The 24,237-nt window shown below is 58.7% G+C and carries 21 protein-coding genes and 1 pseudogene; 10 read left to right on the top strand and 12 right to left on the bottom strand.

The features are described 5' to 3' along the window. Positions 1–21 precede the first annotated feature (21 nt). On the top strand, positions 22–1,551 hold the full coding sequence (locus BLQ41_RS24885; protein WP_090185724.1) for a DHA2 family efflux MFS transporter permease subunit: 1,530 nt from the start codon (positions 22–24) through the stop codon (positions 1,549–1,551). 120 nt (positions 1,552–1,671) lie between these two features. Here the strand turns inward: BLQ41_RS24885 and lpxH are convergent, their stop codons facing one another. Together lpxH and BLQ41_RS24875 are read right to left on the bottom strand one after the other, a co-directional pair. Further along, entirely contained in the window at positions 1,672–2,424 is a 753-nt protein-coding gene (gene lpxH, locus BLQ41_RS24880) for a UDP-2,3-diacylglucosamine diphosphatase (RefSeq protein ID WP_090185720.1), read from the bottom strand. Continuing rightward, positions 2,421–2,927: a peptidylprolyl isomerase gene (locus BLQ41_RS24875; RefSeq protein WP_090185718.1), complete on the bottom strand. Its 507-nt coding sequence runs from the start codon at positions 2,925–2,927 to the stop codon at positions 2,421–2,423. The genes lpxH and BLQ41_RS24875 overlap by 4 nt, the downstream gene beginning before the upstream one ends. 260 nt (positions 2,928–3,187) lie before the next feature. On the opposite strand from BLQ41_RS24875, the gene BLQ41_RS24870 reads away from it, so the two are divergent. Then, positions 3,188–4,888, top strand: coding sequence for a glutamine--tRNA ligase/YqeY domain fusion protein (locus BLQ41_RS24870; RefSeq protein WP_090185716.1), 1,701 nt, complete (start codon positions 3,188–3,190; stop codon positions 4,886–4,888). 15 nt (positions 4,889–4,903) lie between these two features. After that, positions 4,904–6,286 carry a cysteine--tRNA ligase gene (gene cysS, locus BLQ41_RS24865; protein WP_090185713.1) on the top strand — a complete coding sequence of 461 codons (1,383 nt, stop codon included), beginning with the start codon at positions 4,904–4,906 and terminating at the stop codon, positions 6,284–6,286. Positions 6,287–6,346: 60 nt separating this feature from the next. Here cysS and uppP read toward each other — a convergent pair whose 3' ends face one another. Together uppP and BLQ41_RS24855 are read right to left on the bottom strand one after the other, a co-directional pair. Then, complete coding sequence (uppP, locus tag BLQ41_RS24860; RefSeq protein WP_090185710.1) at positions 6,347–7,219, bottom strand: undecaprenyl-diphosphatase UppP; 873 nt, start codon at positions 7,217–7,219, stop codon at positions 6,347–6,349. A gap of 140 nt (positions 7,220–7,359) precedes the next feature. After that, positions 7,360–9,237, bottom strand: coding sequence for a sigma-54-dependent Fis family transcriptional regulator (locus BLQ41_RS24855; RefSeq protein ID WP_090185707.1), 1,878 nt, complete (start codon positions 9,235–9,237; stop codon positions 7,360–7,362). A gap of 406 nt (positions 9,238–9,643) precedes the next feature. Between BLQ41_RS24855 and BLQ41_RS24850 the strand changes: the two genes are divergently transcribed. The 7 genes from BLQ41_RS24850 to BLQ41_RS24820 all read left to right on the top strand — a co-directional run bounded on the left by BLQ41_RS24850 (position 9,644) and on the right by BLQ41_RS24820 (position 16,547). Then, entirely contained in the window at positions 9,644–10,738 is a 1,095-nt protein-coding gene (locus tag BLQ41_RS24850) for an ABC transporter ATP-binding protein (protein ID WP_090185704.1), read from the top strand. Beyond that, positions 10,738–11,835, top strand: coding sequence for an ABC transporter ATP-binding protein (locus BLQ41_RS24845; RefSeq protein WP_090185701.1), 1,098 nt, complete (start codon positions 10,738–10,740; stop codon positions 11,833–11,835). The genes BLQ41_RS24850 and BLQ41_RS24845 overlap by 1 nt, the downstream gene beginning before the upstream one ends. Further along, a complete protein-coding gene (locus tag BLQ41_RS24840; RefSeq protein ID WP_090185698.1) occupies positions 11,832–12,698 on the top strand; it encodes a carbohydrate ABC transporter permease in 867 nt (288 codons plus the stop codon). The genes BLQ41_RS24845 and BLQ41_RS24840 overlap by 4 nt, the downstream gene beginning before the upstream one ends. Before the next feature lie 8 nt (positions 12,699–12,706). Beyond that, positions 12,707–13,507, top strand: a complete 801-nt coding sequence (locus BLQ41_RS24835; RefSeq protein ID WP_090185696.1) for a carbohydrate ABC transporter permease — start codon at positions 12,707–12,709, stop codon at positions 13,505–13,507. Positions 13,508–13,517: 10 nt separating this feature from the next. Further along, on the top strand, positions 13,518–13,790 hold the full coding sequence (locus tag BLQ41_RS24830; protein ID WP_090185693.1) for a DUF2160 domain-containing protein: 273 nt from the start codon (positions 13,518–13,520) through the stop codon (positions 13,788–13,790). Positions 13,791–13,837: 47 nt separating this feature from the next. Beyond that, the gene (locus BLQ41_RS24825; RefSeq protein ID WP_090185690.1) at positions 13,838–15,580 is read left to right on the top strand and encodes an ABC transporter substrate-binding protein; all 1,743 of its coding nucleotides are present in this window, start codon (positions 13,838–13,840) and stop codon (positions 15,578–15,580) included. Positions 15,581–16,166: 586 nt separating this feature from the next. Continuing rightward, positions 16,167–16,547 (top strand): DUF6124 family protein, encoded by a 381-nt coding sequence (locus BLQ41_RS24820; RefSeq protein ID WP_090185688.1) that lies wholly within the window; start codon positions 16,167–16,169, stop codon positions 16,545–16,547. A gap of 168 nt (positions 16,548–16,715) precedes the next feature. Here BLQ41_RS24820 and BLQ41_RS24815 read toward each other — a convergent pair whose 3' ends face one another. The 8 genes and pseudogenes from BLQ41_RS24815 to nuoM all read right to left on the bottom strand — a co-directional run bounded on the left by BLQ41_RS24815 (position 16,716) and on the right by nuoM (position 24,211). Beyond that, positions 16,716–17,582, bottom strand: a complete 867-nt coding sequence (locus BLQ41_RS24815) for an alpha/beta fold hydrolase (protein ID WP_090185685.1) — start codon at positions 17,580–17,582, stop codon at positions 16,716–16,718. Next, the gene (locus BLQ41_RS24810; protein WP_090185682.1) at positions 17,582–18,526 is read right to left on the bottom strand and encodes a class I SAM-dependent methyltransferase; all 945 of its coding nucleotides are present in this window, start codon (positions 18,524–18,526) and stop codon (positions 17,582–17,584) included. The genes BLQ41_RS24815 and BLQ41_RS24810 overlap by 1 nt, the downstream gene beginning before the upstream one ends. After that, positions 18,523–19,758, bottom strand: a complete 1,236-nt coding sequence (locus tag BLQ41_RS24805) for a YcaO-like family protein (RefSeq protein ID WP_090185679.1) — start codon at positions 19,756–19,758, stop codon at positions 18,523–18,525. Before BLQ41_RS24805 ends, BLQ41_RS24810 begins: the two co-directional genes overlap by 4 nt. A 44-nt stretch (positions 19,759–19,802) precedes the next feature. Beyond that, positions 19,803–19,931, bottom strand: a complete 129-nt coding sequence (locus BLQ41_RS31175) for a hypothetical protein (RefSeq protein WP_269458062.1) — start codon at positions 19,929–19,931, stop codon at positions 19,803–19,805. A 564-nt stretch (positions 19,932–20,495) separates the two neighbouring features. After that, a complete protein-coding gene (locus BLQ41_RS24800; RefSeq protein ID WP_090185676.1) occupies positions 20,496–20,810 on the bottom strand; it encodes a helix-turn-helix domain-containing protein in 315 nt (104 codons plus the stop codon). Between the two features lie 72 nt (positions 20,811–20,882). Continuing rightward, positions 20,883–20,984, bottom strand: a pseudogene (locus BLQ41_RS31070) (type II toxin-antitoxin system prevent-host-death family antitoxin); the annotation flags it as partial. Between the two features lie 223 nt (positions 20,985–21,207). Beyond that, entirely contained in the window at positions 21,208–22,671 is a 1,464-nt protein-coding gene (nuoN, locus tag BLQ41_RS24795) for an NADH-quinone oxidoreductase subunit NuoN (protein ID WP_090185674.1), read from the bottom strand. A 7-nt stretch (positions 22,672–22,678) separates the two neighbouring features. Then, entirely contained in the window at positions 22,679–24,211 is a 1,533-nt protein-coding gene (nuoM, locus tag BLQ41_RS24790; protein ID WP_090185672.1) for an NADH-quinone oxidoreductase subunit M, read from the bottom strand. Positions 24,212–24,237 lie beyond the last annotated feature (26 nt).

Here is a 24,237-nt window from a genome sequence, read left to right as displayed (position 1 = left end):
CCCGGTTTCAAAGGATTCGCGATGAGCAATAACGCGTCTTTCACCCCGCCCAGCCTGCTGCTCAGCACCATCGGCCTGTCGCTGGCGACCTTCATGCAAGTGCTCGACACCACCATCGCCAACGTGGCGCTGCCGACCATTTCCGGCAACCTGGGCGTGAGCTCGGAGCAGGGCACGTGGGTGATCACTTCATTTGCCGTGAGCAACGCCATCGCCTTGCCGCTGACCGGTTGGCTGAGCCGGCGTTTCGGTGAGGTGAAGCTGTTTCTCTGGGCGACCATCCTGTTCGTACTGGCTTCGTTTCTGTGCGGTATCTCGACCTCGATGCCGGAACTGATCGGGTTTCGGGTGCTGCAAGGTCTGGTCGCGGGGCCGTTGTACCCGATGACGCAGACGTTGCTGATCGCGGTCTATCCGCCCGCCAGGCGCGGCATGGCCTTGGCGTTGCTGGCGATGGTCACGGTGGTGGCGCCGATTGCCGGGCCGATTCTTGGTGGCTGGATCACCGACAGTTACAGCTGGCCGTGGATTTTCTTTATCAACGTACCGATCGGGATCTTTGCGGCGATGGTAGTGCGCCAGCAACTGAAGACGCGCCCGGTGGAAACCAGTCGTCAGCCGATGGACTACGTCGGATTGATCACGCTGATCATTGGCGTCGGCGCGTTGCAGGTGATCCTCGACAAAGGCAACGACCTGGATTGGTTCGAGTCGAACTTCATCCTCATCGGCGCGGCAATTTCGGTGATCGCGCTGGCGGTGTTCGTGATCTGGGAAATGACCGACCAACACCCGGTGGTCAACCTGCGGCTGTTTGCCTATCGCAACTTCCGCATCGGCACGATAGTGCTGGTATTGGGCTACGCCGGCTTCTTCGGCATTAACCTGATTCTGCCGCAATGGTTGCAAACGCAGATGGGCTACACGGCGACATGGGCCGGTCTGGCGGTGGCGCCCATCGGGATTCTGCCGGTGCTGATGTCACCGTTTGTCGGCAAATATGCGCACAAATTCGACCTGCGGTTGCTGGCCGGGCTGGCCTTCCTGGCGATTGGCCTGAGCTGCTTCATGCGTGCCGGGTTCACCAACGAAGTGGACTTCCAGCACATCGCGCTAGTGCAGCTGTTCATGGGCATTGGCGTGGCGCTGTTCTTCATGCCGACCTTGAGCATCCTGATGTCGGACTTGCCACCGAGCCAGATCGCCGATGGCGCTGGCCTGGCGACGTTCCTGCGAACGTTGGGCGGCAGTTTCGCGGCGTCGTTGACGACGTGGATCTGGATTCGTCGGGCGGACCAGCATCATGCATATTTGAGTGAAAGCATTACAACGTACGAGCCGGCGACCCGTGAGGCGCTGAACAATCTGGGCGGCGCGGGCAATCCGGCGTATGCGCAGCTCGATCACGTGCTGACCAGTCAGGCCTACATGCTGTCCACCGTGGATTACTTCACATTGCTGGGGTGGGCGTTCATGGGGTTGATCGTGATTGTCTGGCTGGCAAAACCGCCGTTCGCTGCTAAAGCAGGCCCTGCGGCCGCCGGCCACTAAGCCACCACAATCCCTGTGGGAGCGGGCTTGCCCGCGATAGCGGAATCACATTCAACAACGTTGTTGAATGATCCATTGTCATCGCGGGCAAGCCCGCTCCCACAGGTTCTTGTGTTCGAGTCAGGGAGCGGGGGCTGCCAGTTGCGGCGGCGGGGCGAAGTCGAAAGGCGCCAGTGCAAACCCTTGCTCATCCACCTGCAACGCCCAGCCCTGGCGGTCCCAATCTCCCAGCACAATGCGCCTGGCCGCCTGTTCGCCAATCTGCAACTTGTGAATCGCCGGGCGATGGGTGTGCCCGTGGATCAAGGTCTTTACGCCATATTCCTGCATGATCCGCGGCACTTCCTGCGGTGTGACATCGACGATGTCATTGGCTTTCATCCGCGTTTGCGCACGGCTTTCGCTGCGCAGCTTGCGCGCCAGTTTGTGCCGGGTGCCCAAGGGCAGGTAGCGCAGGATGAACAGGGTGACGGGGTTGCGCAGGTAGCGACGCAGCTTCATATAGGCTTCGTCGCGGGTGCAGAGGCTGTCGCCGTGCATCAAGAGCACTGGCTCGCCGTAAAGCTCTACGATGCTCGGGTCTTTCAACAACGTGCAGCCGGCCTGTTTGCAAAAGGCCTGGCCGAGCAGGAAGTCGCGATTGCCGTGCATCAGAAAAATGGCCGTGCCGCTGTCGCTGAGATCGCGCAGGGCCTGGCAGATGGAACGCTGAAAGGGCGTCATGGCATCGTCGCCAATCCACGCCTCGAAAAAGTCGCCCAGGATGTACAACGCACTCGCCGAGCGGGCACGTCCGGCGAGCAAATCCAGAAACGCCCGGGTAATGTCCGGGCGCTCCTCTTCCAGATGCAAGTCTGAAATCAGCAGTATCACGCTTCGATGATCTCGGCTTTCTCGATGATCACGTCGTCTGCAGGTACGTCTTGGTGGCCAGCTTTGGAGGTGGTGGAAACGCCTTTGATCTTGTCGACAACGTCGGTGCCTTCAACGACTTTGGCGAACACGGCGTAGCCCCAGCCCTGAGTGGTCTTGGCGCTGTGGTTCAGGAAGCTGTTGTCAGCCACGTTGATGAAGAACTGGGCGGAAGCCGAATGCGGCTCCATGGTGCGAGCCATGGCAACGCTGTATTTCACGTTCGGCAGGCCGTTGTCGGCTTCGTTCTGGATGCTTGGGCGCTTGTCTTTCTTTTCTTTCATGCCTGGCTCAAAACCGCCGCCCTGGATCATGAAGTTACCGATGACGCGGTGGAAAACGGTGTTTTCGTAGTGACCGGCTTTGACGTACTCGATGAAGTTGGCAACGGTGAGCGGTGCCTTTTCAGCGTTCAGTTCCAGGACGATGTCGCCATGGTTGGTGGTCAGTTTGACTTGGGTCATGATCGGTACTCTATCAATGAATTCGTGGGTTTCGAGGCATTGAAGCCCTCAACCGGTCCGGCCAGATTCGGCCAAGGTGCGCAGTTTAGCGTGCCGGGCGCGAATTTCGAGGCTGTTTTTCATTTGCATCCGATTAAATGCAGCCGTTTTCGGGCCTGCTCTGTCAGCGACTTGACGGCATCGGCTATGATAAGCCCCTTTGATTTAACAGCCGCTTTGATTTGGCCAACTGGCCGCGCACTTGTACGTTCAAGGATCCTATGAGCAAGCCCACTGTCGACCCTACCTCGAATTCCAAGACCGGCCCTGCCGTGCCGGTCAATTTCCTGCGCCCGATCATCCAGGCGGACCTGGACTCGGGTAAGCACACGCAGATCGTCACTCGTTTCCCGCCTGAGCCCAACGGTTACCTGCACATCGGTCACGCCAAGTCGATTTGCGTGAACTTCGGTCTGGCCCAGGAATTTGGCGGCGTCACGCACCTGCGTTTCGACGACACCAACCCGGCCAAGGAAGACCAGGAATACATCGACGCGATCGAAAGCGACGTCAAATGGCTGGGCTTTGAATGGTCCGGCGAAGTGCGCTACGCCTCGCAGTATTTCGACCAGTTGCACGACTGGGCCGTCGAGCTGATCAAGGCCGGCAAGGCCTACGTCGACGACCTGAGCCCTGAACAGGCCAAGGAATACCGTGGCAGCCTGACCGAGCCGGGCAAGAACAGCCCGTTCCGTGACCGCTCCGTGGAAGAAAACCTCGACTGGTTCGCCCGCATGCGTGCCGGCGAATTCCCGGACGGTGCTCGTGTGCTGCGCGCCAAGATCGACATGGCCTCGCCGAACATGAACCTGCGCGATCCGATCATGTATCGCATCCGTCACGCGCATCACCACCAGACCGGCGACAAATGGTGCATCTACCCGAACTATGACTTCACCCATGGTCAGTCGGACGCCATCGAAGGCATCACCCACTCGATCTGCACCCTGGAGTTCGAAAGCCATCGTCCGCTGTACGAATGGTTCCTCGAAAACCTGCCTGTGCCGGCGCAACCGCGTCAGTACGAATTCAGCCGTCTGAACCTGAACTACACGATCACCAGCAAGCGCAAGCTCAAGCAACTGGTCGATGAAAAGCACGTGTTCGGCTGGGACGATCCGCGTATGTCCACGCTGTCGGGCTTCCGCCGCCGTGGCTACACGCCTGCGTCGATCCGCAATTTCTGCGACATGGTCGGCACCAACCGTTCTGACGGCGTCGTCGATTTCGGCATGCTCGAATTCAGCATCCGTCAGGATCTGGACCAGAACGCTCCGCGCGCCATGTGCGTGCTGCGTCCGTTGAAGGTGGTGATCACCAACTACCCGGAAGACCAGGTCGAGAACCTCGAACTGCCGCGTCATCCGCAGAAAGAAGAACTGGGTGTGCGCAAGCTGCCGTTCGCCCGTGAAATCTACATCGACCACGATGACTTCATGGAAGAGCCGCCAAAAGGCTACAAACGCCTGGAACCCAACGGCGAAGTGCGTCTGCGCGGCAGCTACGTGATCCGTGCCGACGAAGCGATCAAGGACGCCGATGGCAACGTCGTCGAACTGCGTTGCTCCTACGACCCGGAAACCCTCGGCAAGAACCCTGAAGGCCGCAAGGTCAAAGGCGTGGTGCACTGGGTGCCGGCGGCTGCAAGCGTCGAGTGCGAAGTGCGTCTGTACGATCGTCTGTTCCGCTCTGCGAACCCGGAGAAGGCCGAAGACAGCGCCAGTTTCCTGGACAACATCAACCCTGACTCACTGCAGGTCCTCACCGGTTGTCGTGCTGAACCCTCGTTGGGCAACGCACAGCCGGAAGACCGTTTCCAGTTCGAGCGCGAAGGCTACTTCGTCGCGGATATCAAGGACTCGAAACCGGGCGCACCGGTATTCAACCGTACCGTGACCCTGCGTGATTCGTGGGGCCAGTGATTCAAGGAACCTAAAGTGCTGACGATCTACAACACGCTCACCAAGAGCAAAGAAGTCTTCAAGCCGCTGGATGGCAACAAGGTGCGCATGTACGTCTGCGGGATGACCGTGTACGACTACTGCCACCTGGGCCACGGCCGCAGCATGGTCGCGTTCGACCTGGTGACCCGCTGGTTGCGGTTCAGCGGCTATGACCTGACTTATGTGCGCAACATCACCGACATTGACGACAAGATCATCAATCGGGCCAACGAGAACGGCGAGTCGTTCGAAGCCTTGACCGAGCGCATGATCGCGGCGATGCACGAAGACGAAGCGCGCCTGAACATCAAGAAGCCGGACATGGAACCGCGCGCCACCGGTCATATTCCCGGCATGCACGCGATGATCCAGACCCTGATCGACAAGGGTTACGCCTACGCACCGGGCAATGGCGACGTGTACTACCGCGTGGCCAAGTTCATGGGCTACGGCAAGCTGTCGCGCAAGAAAATCGAAGACCTGCGCATTGGCGCGCGGATCGAAGTCGACGAGTCCAAACAGGACCCGCTGGACTTCGTGTTGTGGAAAGGCGCCAAACCGGGTGAGCCGAGCTGGCCATCGCCGTGGGGCGACGGTCGTCCGGGCTGGCACATTGAATGCTCGGTGATGTCGACCTGCTGCCTGGGCGAGACCTTCGACATTCATGGCGGCGGCAGCGACCTGGAGTTTCCGCACCACGAAAACGAAATCGCCCAGAGCGAAGCGGCGACCGGTAAGACCTACGCCAACGCGTGGATGCATTGCGGCATGATTCGCATCAATGGCGAGAAGATGTCCAAGTCCTTGAACAACTTCTTCACCATTCGCGACGTGCTGGAAAAGTACCACCCGGAAGTCGTGCGTTACCTGCTGGTGTCGAGCCATTACCGCAGCGCGATCAACTATTCGGAAGACAACCTCAAGGACGCCAAAGGCGCACTCGAGCGTTTCTACCATGCGTTGAAAGGCCTGCCGAACGTGGCGCCTGCTGGCGGCGAAGCCTTTGTCGAGCGTTTCACCCAGGTGATGAACGACGACTTCGGCACACCGGAAGCCTGCGCGGTGCTGTTCGAGATGGTTCGCGAGATCAACCGTCTGCGCGAGAGCGATCTTGAGGCGGCGGCCGGTCTGGCGGCGCGCTTGAAAGAGCTGGCCAGCGTGCTGGGTGTGTTGCAGCTTGAGGCGGATGACTTCCTGCAGGCCGGCGCCGAAGGGCGGGTCGATGCGGCTGAAGTCGATGCGCTGATTCAGGCTCGCCTGAATGCGCGAGCCAACAAGGACTGGGCCGAATCCGACCGCATCCGCGACCAGCTCACCGCCATGGGCGTGGTGCTGGAAGACGGCAAGGGCGGCACGACCTGGCGTCTGGCTGACTGATTGTCCGATCCGTAAAAAACAAAACCCGCCTCGTGCGGGTTTTGTTTTTTCAGGCGGGTGTCAGCTCAGCAGACCGGTGCTGACCGCGACAATCAGGAAGATCCCGAGCACAGCGCGGTAGATGACAAACGGCCAGGTGGAGAACTTCTCCAGGAAACGCATCAGGCCCCAGATGGCGAAAAATGCCGAAATGCTGGCGATCACCAGGCCGAAAATCAGATGCGCCCAGGCTTGCGCGGGCAGGTCGGCATGGAACAACACCCACAGCTCCTTCAAACCGGCCAGGGCGATGGCGGGCAGCCCCAGCAAAAAGGAGAACCGTGCAGCCTCTTCACGTTTGAAGTTGAGGAACAGCGCTGCTGTGAGTGTAGAGCCCGAACGCGACACCCCTGGAATCAGCGCGCCGATCTGCGCAATGCCGACGATCAGCGCATCGCGCAGGCGCATTTCGCCCACGGTGCGGCGATGTCGGCAACTGAGTTCGGCGGCCGCCAACAACACCGCCATGACCACGCAGGAAATCCCGATCACCATCAGTCCGCGCAACGGCGAGTTGCACGCGTTGAGCGTCGAGGACAACGCAATGCCGGCAATACCGATAGGGATGGTCGCCAGTACGATGGCCACCGCGAGGACGAACCACTGGTTGCTGTAATCGCGTTGGCGTACGGCGCCGATACTGCCGCTGACGAGCTGTCTGACGTCACGCCAGAAATAACTGACCACCGCCGCCAGTGCGGCCAACTGCATGGCCGCGGAAAACGCCGAGCCGGGATCCGGCCAGCCGAGCAGGGCGGGCACGATGCGCATGTGCGCGGTGGAGGACACGGGCAACAACTCAGTGATGCCCTGAACGATACCCAGGAAGCCGATTTGCAGGTAATCCAGTGAGGCGAAGCCGATATCAAGGCCGGTAGAACAGATGTTGGTCAAAGCGCTTATCCTGTGAGGATCAGGAGGAGGGAAGTTCTGAATCAAAGACATGAGGTGAAAAGCTGAAACATTTCGTCACAGTTTGGTCTGTTCGGTCAATGGTTCAGTTGATGGTTTTGAAGGCCCTCCCAGCCAACCTGTCACTCAGCCTGACGCAATCGCTTGTAAAGGGTATTTCGGCTCACCCCCAACCGCCGCGCCAGATGCGAAATATTCCCCCCGGCCGCCTGCAACAACCGATTCAAATCCTCGGCATCATTCAAGTCAGCCGCCAGCGGCTCCGCCGTCTCAACCGGCTCCATCTCCAGATCCACAAAAAAATCATCCGGCAAATGCTCCGGCCGCACCGGCTGTTCCTCGGCCATGGCCAGCGCCACCTGCATCACGCTGCTGACCTGGCGTAAATTCCCCGGCCACGGATGACGACCGAACAATTCCATCACCTCGCGACTTAACCCGGCCCATTGCGAGGGCTCGCGGTGTTGCTCCCACAAGCGCTTGAACAGCGCCTGCTTGTCACTGCGTTCCCGTAGTGGCGGCAACTCCAGGGTCAGGCCGCCGATGCGGTAATACAGGTCTTCGCGAAAGCGCCCAAGTTGCACTTGCTCGCGCAACGAGCGGTTAGTCGCCGAGATGATCCGCAGGTCCACCGGGAACAAATCGCTGCTGCCCACCGGTTGCACGCAACGTTCCTGCAACACCCTCAACAGCCGCGCCTGGGTCGGCAGCGGCATGTCGCCGATTTCATCGAGAAAGAGGGTGCCTTTGTCGGCCTTGCGGATCAGACCGATGCTGCCTTTCTGGTTGGCGCCGGTGAACGCGCCTTTCTCGTAGCCAAACAGCTCGGACTCCACCAGTTCAGCGGGGATCGCTGCACAGTTGACGGCAATGAACGCCTGTTTGCTGCGCGAACTGGCCTGATGCAGCGCTTTGACGAACACTTCCTTGCCGACCCCGGTTTCACCGTGAATCAACAGCGGAATGTCCTTTTCCAGTAAACGCTCGGCCTGTCGTACGGCTTTTTCCACGCGGCTGTCGCCGAAGTGCAGGGTGTTGAGGCTGATCGCGGCAGGAGCGGTTTCGGCAGGTTCAGCGCGCTGGGCTTCAGCATTCTTCGGCTCAGTGCTCTTCATGTCAGCGAAAAGCCGCGCCTGAATCGGTGCCTGCTTCGGCCGTTTCAGCACGCACTGAAAGCGGTTGCGACCGGCGGCTTGCAGGGAAAAAGGCAGGCCTTCGGGCTGGTTCAGCAGTTCCAGCAGCGAGACTTTGAACAGACTTTCGATGCTGACCCGCGACAGGCTGATGCCCAGCAAATTATCCGCACGGCGGTTGGCCGACAGCACTTGACCGCTTTCATCGAAGATCAACAACCCGGCCCATTGGCTGTCGAGGTTGTTCAACCCGGTATTGAACGTCAATTGAAAGTGCTGGCCGTGGAACAGGTTGAGGATCAGCCGGTTCTCCACGGTCTGGCTCATCATCTTGACCATGCCAAGGGTGTGGGACGGCGGCAGGTAGCTGTCGCTGGACACGTCCAGCACGGCGATCACCTTGCGCTCGGCATCGAAGATGGGCGCGGCAGACCCGGTCATGAAACGGTTGGCCTTGAGGAAGTGCTCATCGTGCTCGATGTGCACGGCTTGCTCGCAGGCCAGCGCGGTGCCGATTGCATTGGTCCCGCTGCAGCGCTCCATCCAGCTGGCGCCAGCGTTGAAACCGCGGGTCAGGCTCGGCTCGATGAACCGCTGGGTGCCCCATGAGGTCAGTACCTGGCCCTGTTTGTTGGCGAGCATGATCAGGCAATTGGAGTTGCTCAGAATGTTTTCGTAATACGGCAGGACTTCCTGATGCGTGGTCTGCACCAGTGAATGCTGGCTCTCCAGCAAGTGCGCGATGTCTGCCGCCGGTAACTGATCGAACGCCGGGGCGCTCTGATGATTGAGGCCAAACGCACGGCAACGTGACCAGGAGTCCTGGATGATGGCGTCGTGGGATAAACCGGGGGCAGGTGCGGCCATGAAGGTCAGCCTCTGAATATCGTTTTTTATTGTTGTTATGGGTTTTGCACAGCGTCGAAAACAATACCTGTAGGAGATGTGTAGGAGCTGTCGAGTGAAACGAGGCTGCGATCTTTTGATCTTGTTTTTAAAAAATCAAAGTCAAAAGATCGCAGCCTCGTTTCACTCGACAGCTCCTACACAGCTCCTACAGAACGGTTGGTAGAGTGTTGTTCACTATTGTTCATTGTCAACGGTTCAATTGTTCAGTTGTTCAATCGTGATTGTTCATTTCTGTTCAGCAACGAAAGCAGGTTTGCCGCTGTTTCGAGGTTTTTCAAGGCGGATCAATAGTTTGCATTTTCTGGCATGAAACTCGCTCTGTGCCTGGGGTCGCTTGACTCCAAATAATAAAAAAGGCCGAGCCATGTCATTAACCCTGGAGCACGTCAGCCGTACCGTCGAGGGCCAGACCTGGATCGACGATGCGAACCTGAGTTTCGAACCCGGATCCTTCAACGTTTTGCTCGGGCGCACGCTGTCCGGCAAAACCAGTCTCATGCGCCTGATGGCCGGTCTGGACAAGCCCGACAGCGGCCGCATCCTGATGAATGGCGTCGACGTCACGCAGCGCCCGGTGCGTTTGCGCAACGTGTCGATGGTGTATCAGCAGTTCATCAATTACCCGACCATGACGGTGTTCGAGAACATCGCTTCGCCGTTGCGCCAGGGCGGCGTTTCCAACGAGCTGATCCAGAGCAAAGTGCTGGAAACCGCGAAGATGCTGCGCATCGAGAAGTTCCTCCAGCGCCATCCCCTCGAACTGTCTGGCGGCCAGCAACAGCGCACGGCAATGGCCCGGGCGCTGGTCAAGGATGCCGAGCTGATTCTGTTCGACGAACCGCTGGTGAACCTGGACTACAAACTGCGCGAGGAGCTGCGCCAGGAAATGCGCGAGCTGTTCAAGGCCCGCCACACCATCGCCATTTACGCCACCACCGAACCCAACGAAGCGCTGGCGCTGGGTGGCACCACGACCATTCTTCACGAAGGCCGGGTGATCCAGAGCGGCAAGTCTTCGCAGGTCTATCACCAGCCACAAACGGTGTTGGCCGCAGAGTTGTTCTCCGAGCCGCCGATTAACCTGATGCCGGGGCGTATCGCTGGCAACGAGGTCAGTTTCGCCAACTTCGTGCACTTTCCGTTGAACGTGGATTTGCGCCCGGTGGGCGAGGGCGAGTTCCGCTTCGGCGTGCGCCCCAGCCATATTTCGCTGGTGCCGAGCAACGACGATGACCTGGAACTGGCGGTAACTGTCGAGGTGGCCGAGATCAGCGGCTCCGAAACGTTCTTGCACGTACGCAACGAGCATTTCCTGTTGGTGCTGCACCTGCCCGGCGTGCACGAGTACGACGTCGATGCGCCGATCCGCATCTATATCCCGACCCATAAACTGTTTGTGTTCGATGCGCAGGGGCGGCTGGTCCAGGCGCCCGGTCGCCGCATCGCGAGGGTTGCCTGATGGCCGAAATACGATTGCAGAATCTCGCCCACAGCTACACCCGCACGCCGACCGGTCCCGAGGATTACGCCATTCGCGAGATGGACCACATCTGGGAGCAGGGTGGGGCCTACGCCTTGCTCGGTCCTTCGGGCTGCGGCAAATCGACGTTGCTCAATATCATTTCCGGGTTGCTCAGCCCGTCCCAAGGCCATGTCTTGTTCGACGGCAAAGCGGTCAATGATCTCACCCCGGAGAAGCGCAACATCGCCCAGGTTTTCCAGTTTCCGGTGGTCTACGACACCATGACGGTGTTCGACAACCTGGCCTTCCCGCTGCGTAACCAGGGCATGGCCGAGGCGAAAATTCACAGCAAGGTGCAGGAAATTGCCGAGGTCCTCGACCTCCAGGCGCTGCTGAGCAAGAAGGCGCGCAACCTCACCGCCGATGAAAAGCAGAAAGTCTCCATGGGCCGCGGGCTGGTGCGCGATGACGTCTCGGCGATCCTCTTCGATGAGCCGCTGACGGTGATCGACCCGCACCTGAAGTGGAAGCTGCGGCGCAAGCTCAAGCAGATCCACGAGCAGTTCAACATCACCATGGTCTACGTCACCCACGATCAACTGGAAGCGTCGACTTTCGCCGACAAGATTGCGGTGATGTACGGCGGGCAAATCGTGCAGTTCGGTACGCCGCGCGAATTGTTCGAGCGGCCCAGCCACACCTTTGTCGGCTACTTCATCGGCAGCCCCGGCATGAACCTGATTCAGGTGCAGCCACAACCGGGCGGTGTCGGTTTTGCTTCGACGCATCTGCCGTTGTCTGACGCGCAACAGAAACGCATCGCCGAATCGCAATGGAAAACCCTGAAGGTCGGCATCCGTCCCGAGTTCGTGCATGTGTGGGACGAACCGGTTGATGACGCGATGCAGGCACACGTCGTACACGTCGAAGACCTCGGCACCTACAAGATCATGACCCTGAACCTCGACGGCGCGCCGCTGAAAGTGCGCCTGGCCGAAGACAAGCCAGTGCCTGAAGGCACGGCTTACATCAGCTTTCCGGCGCAGTGGTTGATGGTCTATGCCGACGATTACTTGCTGGAGGCGCAGCCATGAACAAGGTGCAAAAAAACAAGGCCTGGTGGCTGGTCCTGCCGGTGTTCCTGCTGGTGGCGTTCAGTGCGGTGATCCCGATGATGACCGTGGTCAACTATTCGGTGCAGGACATCTTCGACCAGTCCAGCCGCTACTTCGTCGGTGCCGACTGGTACAAACAAGTGCTGCTGGACCCACGGCTGCACGAGTCGCTGCTGCGCCAATTCATCTATTCGGGCTGCGTGTTGCTGATCGAAATCCCGCTGGGTATCGCCATCGCCCTGACCATGCCGACCAAGGGTCGATGGTCTTCGCTGGTGCTGATTATCCTGGCGATTCCGCTGCTGATTCCATGGAACGTGGTCGGCACCATCTGGCAGATCTTCGGTCGCGCCGATATTGGTTTGCTGGGGTCGAGCCTCAACGCCATGGGCATCAGTTACAACTACGCGGCGAACACCATGGACGCCTGGGTCACGGTGCTGGTGATGGACGTCTGGCACTGGACCTCGCTGGTGGCGCTGTTGTGTTTCTCCGGGTTGCGGGCCATTCCTGACGTGTATTACCAGGCGGCGCGGATCGATCGGGCCTCGGCCTGGGCCGTGTTTCGCCACATCCAGTTGCCCAAGCTCAAGAGCGTGCTGTTGATCGCGGTGATGCTGCGGTTCATGGACAGTTTCATGATCTACACCGAACCGTTCGTGCTCACCGGCGGCGGCCCGGGCAATGCCACCACCTTCCTGAGTCAGACCCTGACCCAGATGGCTGTAGGGCAATTCGACCTGGGGCCGGCCGCCGCGTTCTCGCTGGTGTACTTCCTGATCATCCTGTTGGTGTCCTGGCTGTTCTACACCGCCATGACTCACTCTGACGCCAACCGCTGAGGTCTGCCATGAGCAAGAGAAAGCTGGTCCCACTGCTGATCTACATCCTGTTCCTGCTGGTGCCGATCTACTGGCTGCTGAACATGTCCTTCAAGAGCAACACCGAAATCCTCGGCGGTCTGACGCTGTTTCCGCAGGATTTCACCTTCGCCAACTACAAGGTGATCTTCACCGACCCGAGTTGGTACACCGGTTATCTCAACTCGCTGTACTACGTGAGCCTGAACACGGTGATCTCCCTGAGCGTGGCGCTGCCAGCGGCTTATGCGTTCTCGCGTTATCGCTTCCTGGGCGACAAGCACCTGTTCTTCTGGCTGCTGACCAATCGCATGGCACCGCCCGCGGTGTTTCTGCTGCCGTTCTTCCAGCTGTATTCCTCGATTGGCCTGTTTGACACGCACATCGCCGTGGCCTTGGCGCATTGCCTGTTCAACGTGCCGTTGGCGGTGTGGATCCTCGAGGGCTTCATGTCTGGCGTTCCGAAGGAGATCGACGAAACCGCCTACATCGATGGCTACAGTTTTCCCAAGTTCTTCCTGAAGATTTTCGTCCCGCTGATCGGCTCCGGGATCGGCGTCACGGCGTTCTTTTGCTTCATGTTCTCCTGGGTCGAACTGCTGCTGGCCCGGACGCTGACGTCGGTGAACGCCAAGCCAATTGCGGCGGTGATGACCCGAACCGTCTCGGCGTCCGGCATTGACTGGGGCGTACTGGCGGCGGCGGGGGTGTTGACCATCCTGCCGGGCATGCTGGTGATCTGGTTTGTTCGCAACCACGTGGCCAAGGGCTTTGCCCTGGGCCGGGTCTGAGGAACTGATGATGGAATGGATGAGTTGGACTGGCCCCACAGCGGCGTTCTTCGGCGTCATTGCCTTGATGCTGGTCGGCATGACGACCTGGGAATTACGCTCGCCGAGTGTTCCTCGGCGTGGCTTTTTGCCGATTGCCACGACCCGTGGCGACCGGCTGTTTATCGGTCTTCTCGGCAGCGCCTACCTGCATTTGCTGGTCATTGGCGCCACCGACTGGAGCATCTGGGTTGCGTTCGCGTTGTCCCTGGTGTGGCTGTTGGCTGTGATGCGGTGGGGCTAGTCGAATCGCTCGGCAATCGTGCTCCAAAACCTAAACAGGAGGTCTCTATGTTCGACAAAAACAATAAGCTGCGACATAGCATTTCATTGGCAGCCATGCTGGCACTCAGCGGTTTGAGCGCATCGGCCTGGGCCGATGCCTATGAAGACGCGGCGAAGAAATGGATTGGCAGCGAGTTCAAACCGTCCACGTTGACGGCGGATCAACAGCTTGAAGAACTGAAGTGGTTCATCAAGGCGGCAGAGCCGTTTCGCGGGATGGACATCAAGGTTGTTTCCGAAACCCTGACCACCCACGAGTATGAATCCAAGGTCTTGGCCAAGGCCTTTACCGAGATCACCGGGATCAAAGTCACCCACGACCTGCTGCAAGAAGGCGACGTCGTGGAGAAACTGCAGACCGTGATGCAGTCGGACAAGAGCATCTATGACGGCTGGGTCAACGACTCGGACCTGATCGGTACCCATTTCCGTTACGGCAAGGCCGAAGCCATCACCGACCTGATGGCCAATGAGGGAAAAAACTTCACCTCGCCGACCCTGGACCTCAAGGATTTCATCGGCACCTCCTTCACCACCGCGCCCGACGGCAAGCTCTATCAATTGCCCGATCAACAGTTCGCCAACCTCTACTGGTTCCGCGCCGACTGGTTCGAGCGCCCGGAGCTGAAAGCCAAGTTCAAGGAAAAATACGGCTACGAGTTGGGCGTGCCGGTGAACTGGTCGGCCTATGAAGACATCGCAAAATTCTTCAGCGAAGACGTCAAGGAAATCGACGGCAAGCGTATCTACGGGCACATGGACTACGGCAAGAAAGACCCGTCCCTGGGCTGGCGCTTTACCGATGCCTGGTTCTCCATGGCCGGCGGCGGTGACAAGGGCTTGCCCAACGGTTTGCCGGTGGATGAGTGGGGCATTCGTGTCGAAGACTGCCATCCGGTCGGCTCCAGCGTGACCCGTGGCGGTGATACCAACGGCCCGGCAGCGGTTTTTGCCACCACCAAATACGTCGACTGGATGAAGAAATACGCGCCACCGGAAGCGGCAGGCATGACCTTCTCCGAATCCGGCCCGGTGCCGTCCCAAGGCAACATCGCCCAGCAAATTTTCTGGTACACCGCGTTCACCGCAGACATGACCAAACCGGGCCTGCCGGTGGTGAATGCCGACGGCACGCCAAAATGGCGCATGGCGCCATCGCCACGCGGACCGTATTGGGAAGAGGGCATGAAGCTTGGGTATCAGGACGTGGGTTCGTGGACGTTCATGAAATCCACGCCTGAGAAACAGAAACTGGCGGCCTGGCTGTACGCGCAGTTCGTGACCTCGAAAACCGTATCGTTGAAGAAAACCATCGTCGGCCTGACGCCAATCCGCGAGTCGGACATCAACTCGCAGGCGATGACCGACCTGGCGCCAAAACTCGGTGGCCTGGTGGAGTTCTACCGCAGCCCGGCCCGCGTGCAATGGACCCCGACCGGGACCAACGTGCCGGACTATCCGCGTCTGGCACAACTGTGGTGGAGCCACATCGCCGAAGCTGCCAGCGGCGACAAAACTCCGCAACAGGCGCTGGATGGCCTGGCCAAGGATCAGGACGCAATCATGTCCCGTCTGGAACGCTCGAAAGCGCAAGCCGTGTGCGCACCGAAAATGAACCCCGAGCGTGATGCGCAGTACTGGTTCGATCAACCGGGTGCACCAAAGCCGAAACTGGCGAACGAGAAACCGAAAGGCGAAACCGTGAGCTACAACGAACTGCTGAAATCGTGGGCGGACGCGCGTAAATAAGCTTTTGTACTGAGAAAGAGGAACGGCACCGAAAGGTGCCGTTTTTTTTTGTGCTTGATAGTCCGCCATCGCGGGCAAGCCCGCTCCCACAGTATTGCGCAGTGCCGGCAAACGTTGTGTACACCGCTAAACCTGTGGGAGCGGGCTTGCCCGCGATAGCGGTGGGGACAGTCAATGAAGATGCTGGATGGGTCGGCTTTTTCGTGGGTAGGCCAGAACTGGCCTGATAATTTCGTGCACCACAGTTCGTATTTCAATGCTGGATGTTTAAGCGTTTAGGTGAAAGAGCAGAACCTTCCCACAATGTTTTCAGGTTGTCCGTCGGACGTCCGCTCTCTAGCCTGTGCACGTCGCTGCCAATTCAGCGATCGGGATTGGAACCCCGAGGGCAATACAGCGCCAAGGCGCCTTTCATAACGTATGCTTGCACACCTTCAATGTGTGCACTCCGTTTATGGCGGCTGTGCGCGGGAGACCTTCGGGTCTGCCGGGTTCTTTGCCCCCGGGTTCCAACCTGCGTACAGCTGCCACCCTTCGCGTGGAACCGAAAGGGGCAGCTACAACTTTCAGGCAAAGGAAATACCCTATGAAAAAACCAACCCCCAACCCTCCCGAAGCAGATACCGCTACGGACGCCGACCCAACATCCCCCTACGTCTGCGTGGACACCCGAAAACTCCACGAAGCCGCCGACCGCGCCCTCGACTATTACCTCAACCCCAGCGCCAAAATCATGGCCACGCCATATACCCCCAACGAAATGTTCTTCGTCAATCCCAAAGCCGACACCGAGTCCCTGTTGGCAAATGCCTGCGAATCCCTGGCCTCGGCCACGGTCATGCTCGGTGACTTTGCCGCGCTGCTGGAAGGCACGCACCGTCAGACGTTATTGGGGATTGCGCAGGTGGTGATGCTCGGCGAACTGGCAGTGAACAAGGCGTTGGATAACGTTGACCCTGCGGGCTGATCAACGGGACTGAGCAGACACAAAAAACGCGGCGCTAGAAGGGCCGCGTTTTTATTGAAAAGCTGACAATCGGTTTCCAGTTAGGGAGTAGGGTAAATCCGATTTGCCTGCGAGCCGAAGCCGAGGGCAAAAAATGGCGCCCTGAAGGACACCAAAAGATTCACCTTGTCAGCGCAGATATGCACGTTTCAACGACTGGCGCACGGTTTTCAGAATTGCCAGTTCGAAGGCGTTGTGCCCGGCGTTGAGTAGCCGGCATCGCAGCGGCTGGTGCTGCCGAAGCCAGCGAACGCTGGCCATGCCGAAGGTATCGCTGATGCCTTGGATCACTTCAGTATGGGCATCAAGCGAAGGCGCTTCGTCCGCGCGCGTGAAGAAGTACTGGTTTACGTGGTAATGCAATTCCAGGCGGATAGCGCGCACGGCTTCGTCGTCAACGAATTCTTCGAGTGCGCTCGGCTGCATCGATTGTCCGCTCAATTGCAAAGTCGCCCTTAACCAGTGGAGAGCCGCCTGGCGCTGCTGGATTGCGCAGCCATTGTTCAGGATCTGGTAGATCGCACCGGCACTGACGGCGCACTCCCCATGGTCAATGGCCGAGAGACCGCCATTCAAGGTTTGATCGTAGGCACTTACGTTGGCTGCAAACGGCACGAATACTGAGACCAGTGTGGTTTTCAGGACGGCCTCTGGATAGCGTTGCTGGTATTGAATGGCCAGCCAGCTGCCCCAGGAGACGCCGAGCATGCTGATCGTTTCGAACCCCAGGTGCTGCCGCAGGGCTTCGATGTCTTCGACGCATAGCCCGGTGTCGTTGTATTGGAGTTCGCCGTGGGGAACGGAGCGCCCGCAGCCACGCTGATCGAACAGGATAATGTCGAAACAGCGCTCATCGAAGAACTCCAGATGACGTCTGTCGCAGCACCCCCCCGGCCCGCCATGCAGGAAAAATATCGGTTCGCCCCCTGGTGTGCCGTGCCGTTCCCAATAGAGTTGGTGACCGTCGCCGGTCGAGAAGTAGCCACTGTTCACCATTAGGCGGTTTTCCTCAGCCTGTAGAATTGAAACAGTTCCGTGTGGCCGGGACGGGCCGCTACGCTGGATATCAGTTCAAGCTTCAGCACCTGAGCCATATAGGGCACGGCGATCAGCACCGGCGTATGGCCGAAAAGGAGAATCGTGCCTCCCGGTTTAACGCCGGCTGCCATATCGAGGAACGCTCGCTGCGCGTCCTTGCGCGACATCACTTCGGCATTGAGGAAGCGCAGGATCAGCACATCGCATTGAATACCTGTTGTCGCGATGTCGCGGGCATCGGCCAGGTAGAACCGGGCGGCTGAAGTGCCATGAAGCTTTTTGGCATATTCGATCATCGACGCTGAGCGATCAGACCCCAGGCATTGGCGATCCGGGAGTTCGCCAGCGAGGTGCGCGATGAACTCGCCCGTCGAACACGCGGGGTCATGGATCACCGCGCCGGGAGAAGACAGGGATCTGAGCAGGCTTGTGCAATGCTGGCGAAAATGCTGTTCATCAGCATCCAGCTGTGTGGCGAGCGACTCATTACATTGCCAGTACTCGGGCGGGCAGACGCACTCTCGGCCGTTGTCATCCATGGCAGGAAACGGAAAACGCACTTCGCTGGCCGACTGCGTCAATGCGTTGTGGAACGCGGTTTCTTTCTCCTGCGCAGATACCGCATGGAAATAGATCACGGCGCCTTGATTGCCCCAGTGCCACTCCGCCAGCGGTCCGAGCAGCATCCAGGGTTGGAGTACGCTGCTGATGTACCAGCCGACCGTCTCGCTGTGTTGCAGGACTTTGCGGCCGACCCATTCTTTGCCGCCGACACGCAAGACAAACAAATGATGCAGGCCCGAGCCGAAGGGTTCGATGAAGCGATCGAGCTCGCCCGGCGATGCCTTGCTCCGGGGGAATGATCGAGCGAGGCGGTGTTCTCGACGAAGGGCAGGGGTCATGCTGGCACTCCCTGATTCCTTTGCAGGCGCCGTCCTCGTGCCTTTGGTATCACCACATTGCCACTGGACACCACAAAAAACCGCTCCAGCCCCGGAATGACGACGTTGACCAGCGTGGTCCCCAGCGGCGTCTGATGTAGTTGGGTGACCCCCAGCACGCGCCCATGTTTTTGGAGATCTTCTGCCAGCAAGTTGATTTGCTCGGCCAACGGTCGCTCATTGGTCGTTTCGGGTAATTCGACGGTGAATTGCTCGCACAGGGTCAGCAGTGGATACAGATCGAATTGCAGGCAGCGGAGCAGGCGAGGAAATTTGCTCAGGTGCCGTTGCGCATTACTCAGGTAGTGTTGCAGTTCTGGTTCCGAGGCCCCGTGATGCAGTTGGACGAGTTCGGTCAGCGCCCGCCACGCGCCATGTCGGGCGCTGATCGAGCTACCGCTGCCGAACACGCGAGGATGGGGACCAGGTTCGGTTGAGAACGCCAGAAAGGTGCGTGGCAGGAATTCAGCGCTGATGTCGATCAGGATGATTTCCGCTCCGATCTCCGCTTCGGCGTCCGACCACAGTTGACCCAACTCTTCGTGATCTGCCACGCGAGCGACCCGGCGCAACGCAGGCCGGTTCTCGTAGTAAAAATGCTCCAGCAGAAACAGCGAGACCGCATCGCGCTCAATGCATTCATTTGCCGCATGCAAGACCGCTTCGTCGTAACTCGCGCCAATGGCCGTTCCACTGTTAGAGGCATATCGCTGTAATACGCCGTAGTTCGTAGTGTCTTGTTCCAGTGGCTGGCGTGAATAGTTGGGAGTGCATAACGCAACGGGGTAAGAGAATGAAGTTTTTTTGAAAATGTCCGTATAAGTTCTGCACGCTGTCAAGGCATCGAGTTGGTCGATAAGAGCAGAAAGAACAGTGTCATCGATAAATAGTGGCGAGTCGGAAAAGTAGTGCGGGGCGATGCAGTGAATATCGCAGGAGCTGAAGTGATCACTTAGATAATGTTCCAGTGTTTCGTAAAGTGCACCCACCTGGGCGTGATGGAGGTAACCTTTTCCCGCTCCCCTGGCGATGCTCTGTTGATTGCCAACACTCGCCGAGACATGCACCGCGACGATCTGTTGCCCGAGTATCCGGGGTTCCGGGCGAAGTCCCAGGTTTTTCAGTTCGGCATGAATCCTCTTTTCGGCCTGCGCGAGGGTAAGTTCTCGTTCTGCACGTGTAAAGTTATCCATTGTTCCCTCCCTTGAAAAACGGGGGGCATTTGCCCCCCGTTTTCTTAAACGGCTTCCAGTTCTGCCTGTTCATCCTCGGTCAGTTGCAGTTGTTCAATTTGTTCTGCTGTGGGGGTGTCCTGTTGTTTCAGGTCGATAACTTTGTTTGCGTTCCAGCTGACAAGGTAACCCATAGGTAGACTCTCTTTATTGTTGGTTGGTGAAGTGCTTAATCAAGCACGGAGCAACTGTATAAGTTGGAAGTGGGTCGGTCAAAAATGACGGGAAGTTACAGTGTCGTTATTTCTGGTGTCAGGAAACACATACACATTAATCCGCGATTGACGACTTTTATTCGTAAACAGGGGCGGACGCCGAGTAAACACCGCATTCGCTGCCGCGATGGGGGAAATGAGACGTGGGAAAATTCAGATAGTTGGGTAGCCAAATCGCAATGATGAGTCTGTTTTCGTTCCTTTACAGGTAGTACGCGGAGATTTTTCCTATCGCGTTTGAAGGATCTTCAGACGCAGCTCGGATTTACCCCTCGAATTCAACCGGCAGAAACCTTTCCTTTCTGCACAAATGCAAACGCCCCGAACAAATCGGGGCGTTTGCTTGAGACCACTTTCAGTGCCTTTTCACTCAGCCTTGAGAGGTGCCGTTTTTGTTTGTGCCAGTTCCAGCGCTTTAGCGAGCAAGTCCGTCACTGCGGGCGACGATCCAATGAAGGAGCAATTAAAAATGGTGCAGACAATTCAAGTCAGTGCCGCCAGTTGCGCTACTGTCTCCGGAAAACGCTCAACCAGGCGGATCAGTGTCGTGGCTTGGGCATTGGGAATTGCCCGTCCCTGCTCCCAATTCTCGAGGGTTCGGGTGTTGGTGCGCAGATACATGGCGAACACGGACCGGGAGAGGTTGAGCTGTTGGCGGATGGCTACCACTTCCTCGGCAGTGATGGGCACCAGTTTTGGCAACTGAACCTTGTGGGTTCGCAACGTGATTTTGCCTTGGCGCTCATCCGCCAGGGCTTCGAGGCCATCCATCAGTTCGGAAAAAATGTCACGTTCCATGGCGCAATCTCGTATTGGTTTATCTATTTGGTGCTTCTCGTATTTCAAAGCGCATGAGGGAAGTGGTGGCAGCGACCCTTCGAAGGCATCCAGTAGATCGTCTGACCCAGGGGCATCGAAGTCAGCGGGAAGCGCAAGTTTTCCCTTCATGGCTCCAATTCGTTTTTCGCTCGGATCTTCTCGTTTTATTGTTCGCCCACGCCTCGATTTTTCCATCCTGCGGATCATTCAAGATAAGCCCAATGGGCGAATTTTGACCGTAGGACGAAGCGGATAATCCGGCGAGAGCTTTCGTGGATTGCGGAAGGAGGGGAGGGCAACAGTAACAAATCCTACAAACGCAAAAACGGCACCCGAAGGTGCCGTTTGTGTTTTCTACCGAGTATCGACTAAACGATCAACCCGCCAGGCCTGCCTGCTGAACCAGCACCAGCAATGGCTGCGGATACAGACCCAGGAAGAACGCCAGTGCGGCGATGGCCAGCAGCATCACGCCGCCTGCACGTTGTTCCCAATGCAGTTGCGCATCGTGGCGACGCAGGTTTGGCTCGATCAGGTACAGGGTGACCATGACGCGCAGGTAGTAGAAGACGCCGATGGCGCTGCCCAGTACCAGAGAGCCGACCAGCCACCATTGATGCGATTCGACACCGGTGGCGATGATGTAGAACTTGCCGATGAAGCCCGCGGTCAGCGGGATACCGGCCAGGGACAGCATCATCACGGTCAGTACGGCGGTCAGGTACGGACGACGCCAGAACAGGCCGCGGTACTCGTACAGCGCATCGGCGTCACGGCCGTTGTACGGCGAGGACATCAGCGTGATCACGCCGAACGCGCCGAGGCTGGTGATGACGTAGGTGACGAGGTACACGCCGATGGCTTCAACGGCCAGACCTTTGCTCGCCACCAGGGCGATCAGCAGGTAACCGAAGTGGGCGATGGACGAGTAACCCAGCAGACGCTTGAGGTTGCTTTGGGTCAGTGCCAGCAGGTTACCGAACAGGATCGACGCGATGGCGATGATGGTCAGTACGTCGCTCAGTACACCGCTGCTCGCCGCCGGGGAGATCTGGAACAGACGCACCATCACCGCGAACACCGCGACTTTGGAGGCGGTGGCCAGGAACGCCGCCACCGGCGCCGGAGCCCCTTCGTAAACGTCCGGGGTCCAGAGGTGGAACGGCACCAGCGACAGCTTGAACGCCAGGCCGATCAGCATCATGCCCAGGCCCAGTTGCGCCAGCGAGCTTGGCAGGCCGGTGGCCGCGAGGGCCTGGCCGATGCCAACGAAGCTCAGGCTACCGGAGTCGGCATAAAGCAGCGCCATACCGAACAACAGGAACGCGGAACCTGCGGCCGACAGCACCATGTACTTGATACCGGCTTCCAGCGAACGCTTGTTGAAGAAGGCGTAAGCCACCAGACCGTAGACCGGTACCGAGAGCAGCTCCAGACCGACGAACAAACCGGCCAGGTGTTGCGCGCTGACCAGTACCAGGCCGCCAGCAGCGGACATGAGGATCAGCAGGTAAAGTTCTTCACGGTTGCCCGGGTAACCCGAACCGCCATCGCCGAGGTAGGCGTGAGCGAGGGTGACACAGGCGAGGGTGGCGACCAGGATCAGCGCCATGTACAGGCAGGCGAAGGTGTCGATCTGCAGCAAAGGAGTCACGGCCAGAGGCGCGACTTTCAAGGCTGGCAGGATCGACAGCAATGCCAGGTTCAGACCCGCCACGGAAATCAGGAAGGTCTGCGAGTGGTTGCGGCGCCAGGCGATTGCCAGCATCACCACGATGATCGTGGCGCTGGTGATCAACAACGGCGCTAGCGCGATAAAGTGTTGAGTCGTGAATTCCATAGCGCTCTTACCGGGCCGAAGCGAGTTGAGTGAAGGCGGAGCCAAGCCACTGCTGCACGCCATGCATCGTCGCGGCAGAAGTGTCGAGGAACGGCTGCGGGTACACGCCGATGTAAATCAGCAGCGCCGCCAGGCCGACCACCATGATCAGTTCGCGACCGTCCATGCCATGCAGCACCGCGTCCGATTTGGACGGGCCGAAGTAGGCACGGTGGATCATGATCAGCGAGTAGACCGAACCGAACACCAGGCCCGACGTCGCGATCGCGGTGATCCACGGTGCAGCGGCGAAGGTGCCGATCAGGATCAGGAACTCACCGACGAAGTTACCGGTACCCGGCAAGCCCAGGGACGCAGCCGCGAAGAACAGGCTGATGGCAGGCAGGTAAGCGATCTTCGACCACAGGCCACCCATTTCACGCATGTCGCGGGTGTGAGTGCGCTCGTACAGCTGACCACTGAGGATAAAGAGTGCCGCCGCCGACAGACCGTGAGCCAGCATCTGCATCACTGCGCCCTGCAGCGCCAGTTGGCTGCCGGAGTAGATGCCGATCAGCACGAAGCCCATGTGGGAAACCGAGGAGTAGGCGATCAGACGCTTGATGTCGGTTTGCGCGAAGGCCAGGAAAGCACCGTAGAAGATCCCGATCAGACCCAGGGTCATGGCGATCGGCGCGAACTCGGCCGAGGCATTCGGGAACAACGGCAGGGCGAAACGCAACAGACCGTAAGCCGCGGTCTTCAACAAGATACCCGCCAGGTCGACGGAACCCGCGGTTGGTGCCTGGGCGTGAGCGTCAGGCAGCCAGGAGTGGAACGGCACCACTGGCAGCTTCACCGCGAACGCGATGAAGAAGCCGAGCATCAGGATGTACTCGGTGGTGAGCGACATCTTGGTTTTCAACAGATCGGAGTAATTGAAGGTAATCACACCGGTAGCGTTGAAGTTGACCAGCACCAGGCCCAGGATCGCCACCAACATGATCAGGCCGGAAGCCTGGGTGAAGATGAAGAACTTGGTCGCCGCGTAGATCCGGGTTTTCTTGCCGTCCGAAGAACTGTGACCCCAGAGCGCGATGAGGAAGTACATCGGCACCAGCATCATTTCCCAGAAGAAGAAGAACATGAACAGGTCGAGGGCGAGGAACACGCCGACGACACCGCCCAGGATCCACATCAGGTTCAAGTGGAAGAAGCCAACGTGACGCTGGATTTCTTTCCACGAGCAGAGCACCGAGAGGATACCCAGCAGACCGGTCAGCAGGATCATCAGCAGCGACAGGCCGTCGAGGGCCAGGTGCACGCTGATGCCGAAGCGCTGGATCCAGATGTGCTTGAACTCAAGCGCCCAGACCGGATCGGCGCCAGGCGCCGGAGCAAATGAATAATTACCGTGGGCCCACAGCCAGAGGCCGAGCGCGAGTTCCAGGGTCATGGTCAACAGCGCAATCCAGCGGGGGAGGGTAGCGCCGAAGCGCTCACCCATCCAGCACAGCAGGCCGCCGATGAAGGGGATCAGGATTAGCCAAGGCAGAATCATGACGGGCTCAATTCCTTTCGCAAGTT

Origin of the sequence: Pseudomonas arsenicoxydans (assembly GCF_900103875.1) — a bacterium.
Lineage (GTDB): Bacteria > Pseudomonadota > Gammaproteobacteria > Pseudomonadales > Pseudomonadaceae > Aquipseudomonas > Aquipseudomonas arsenicoxydans.
The sequence above is the reverse complement of the archived record's forward strand: the minus strand, read 5'-3'. Positions and strand labels throughout refer to the sequence as shown.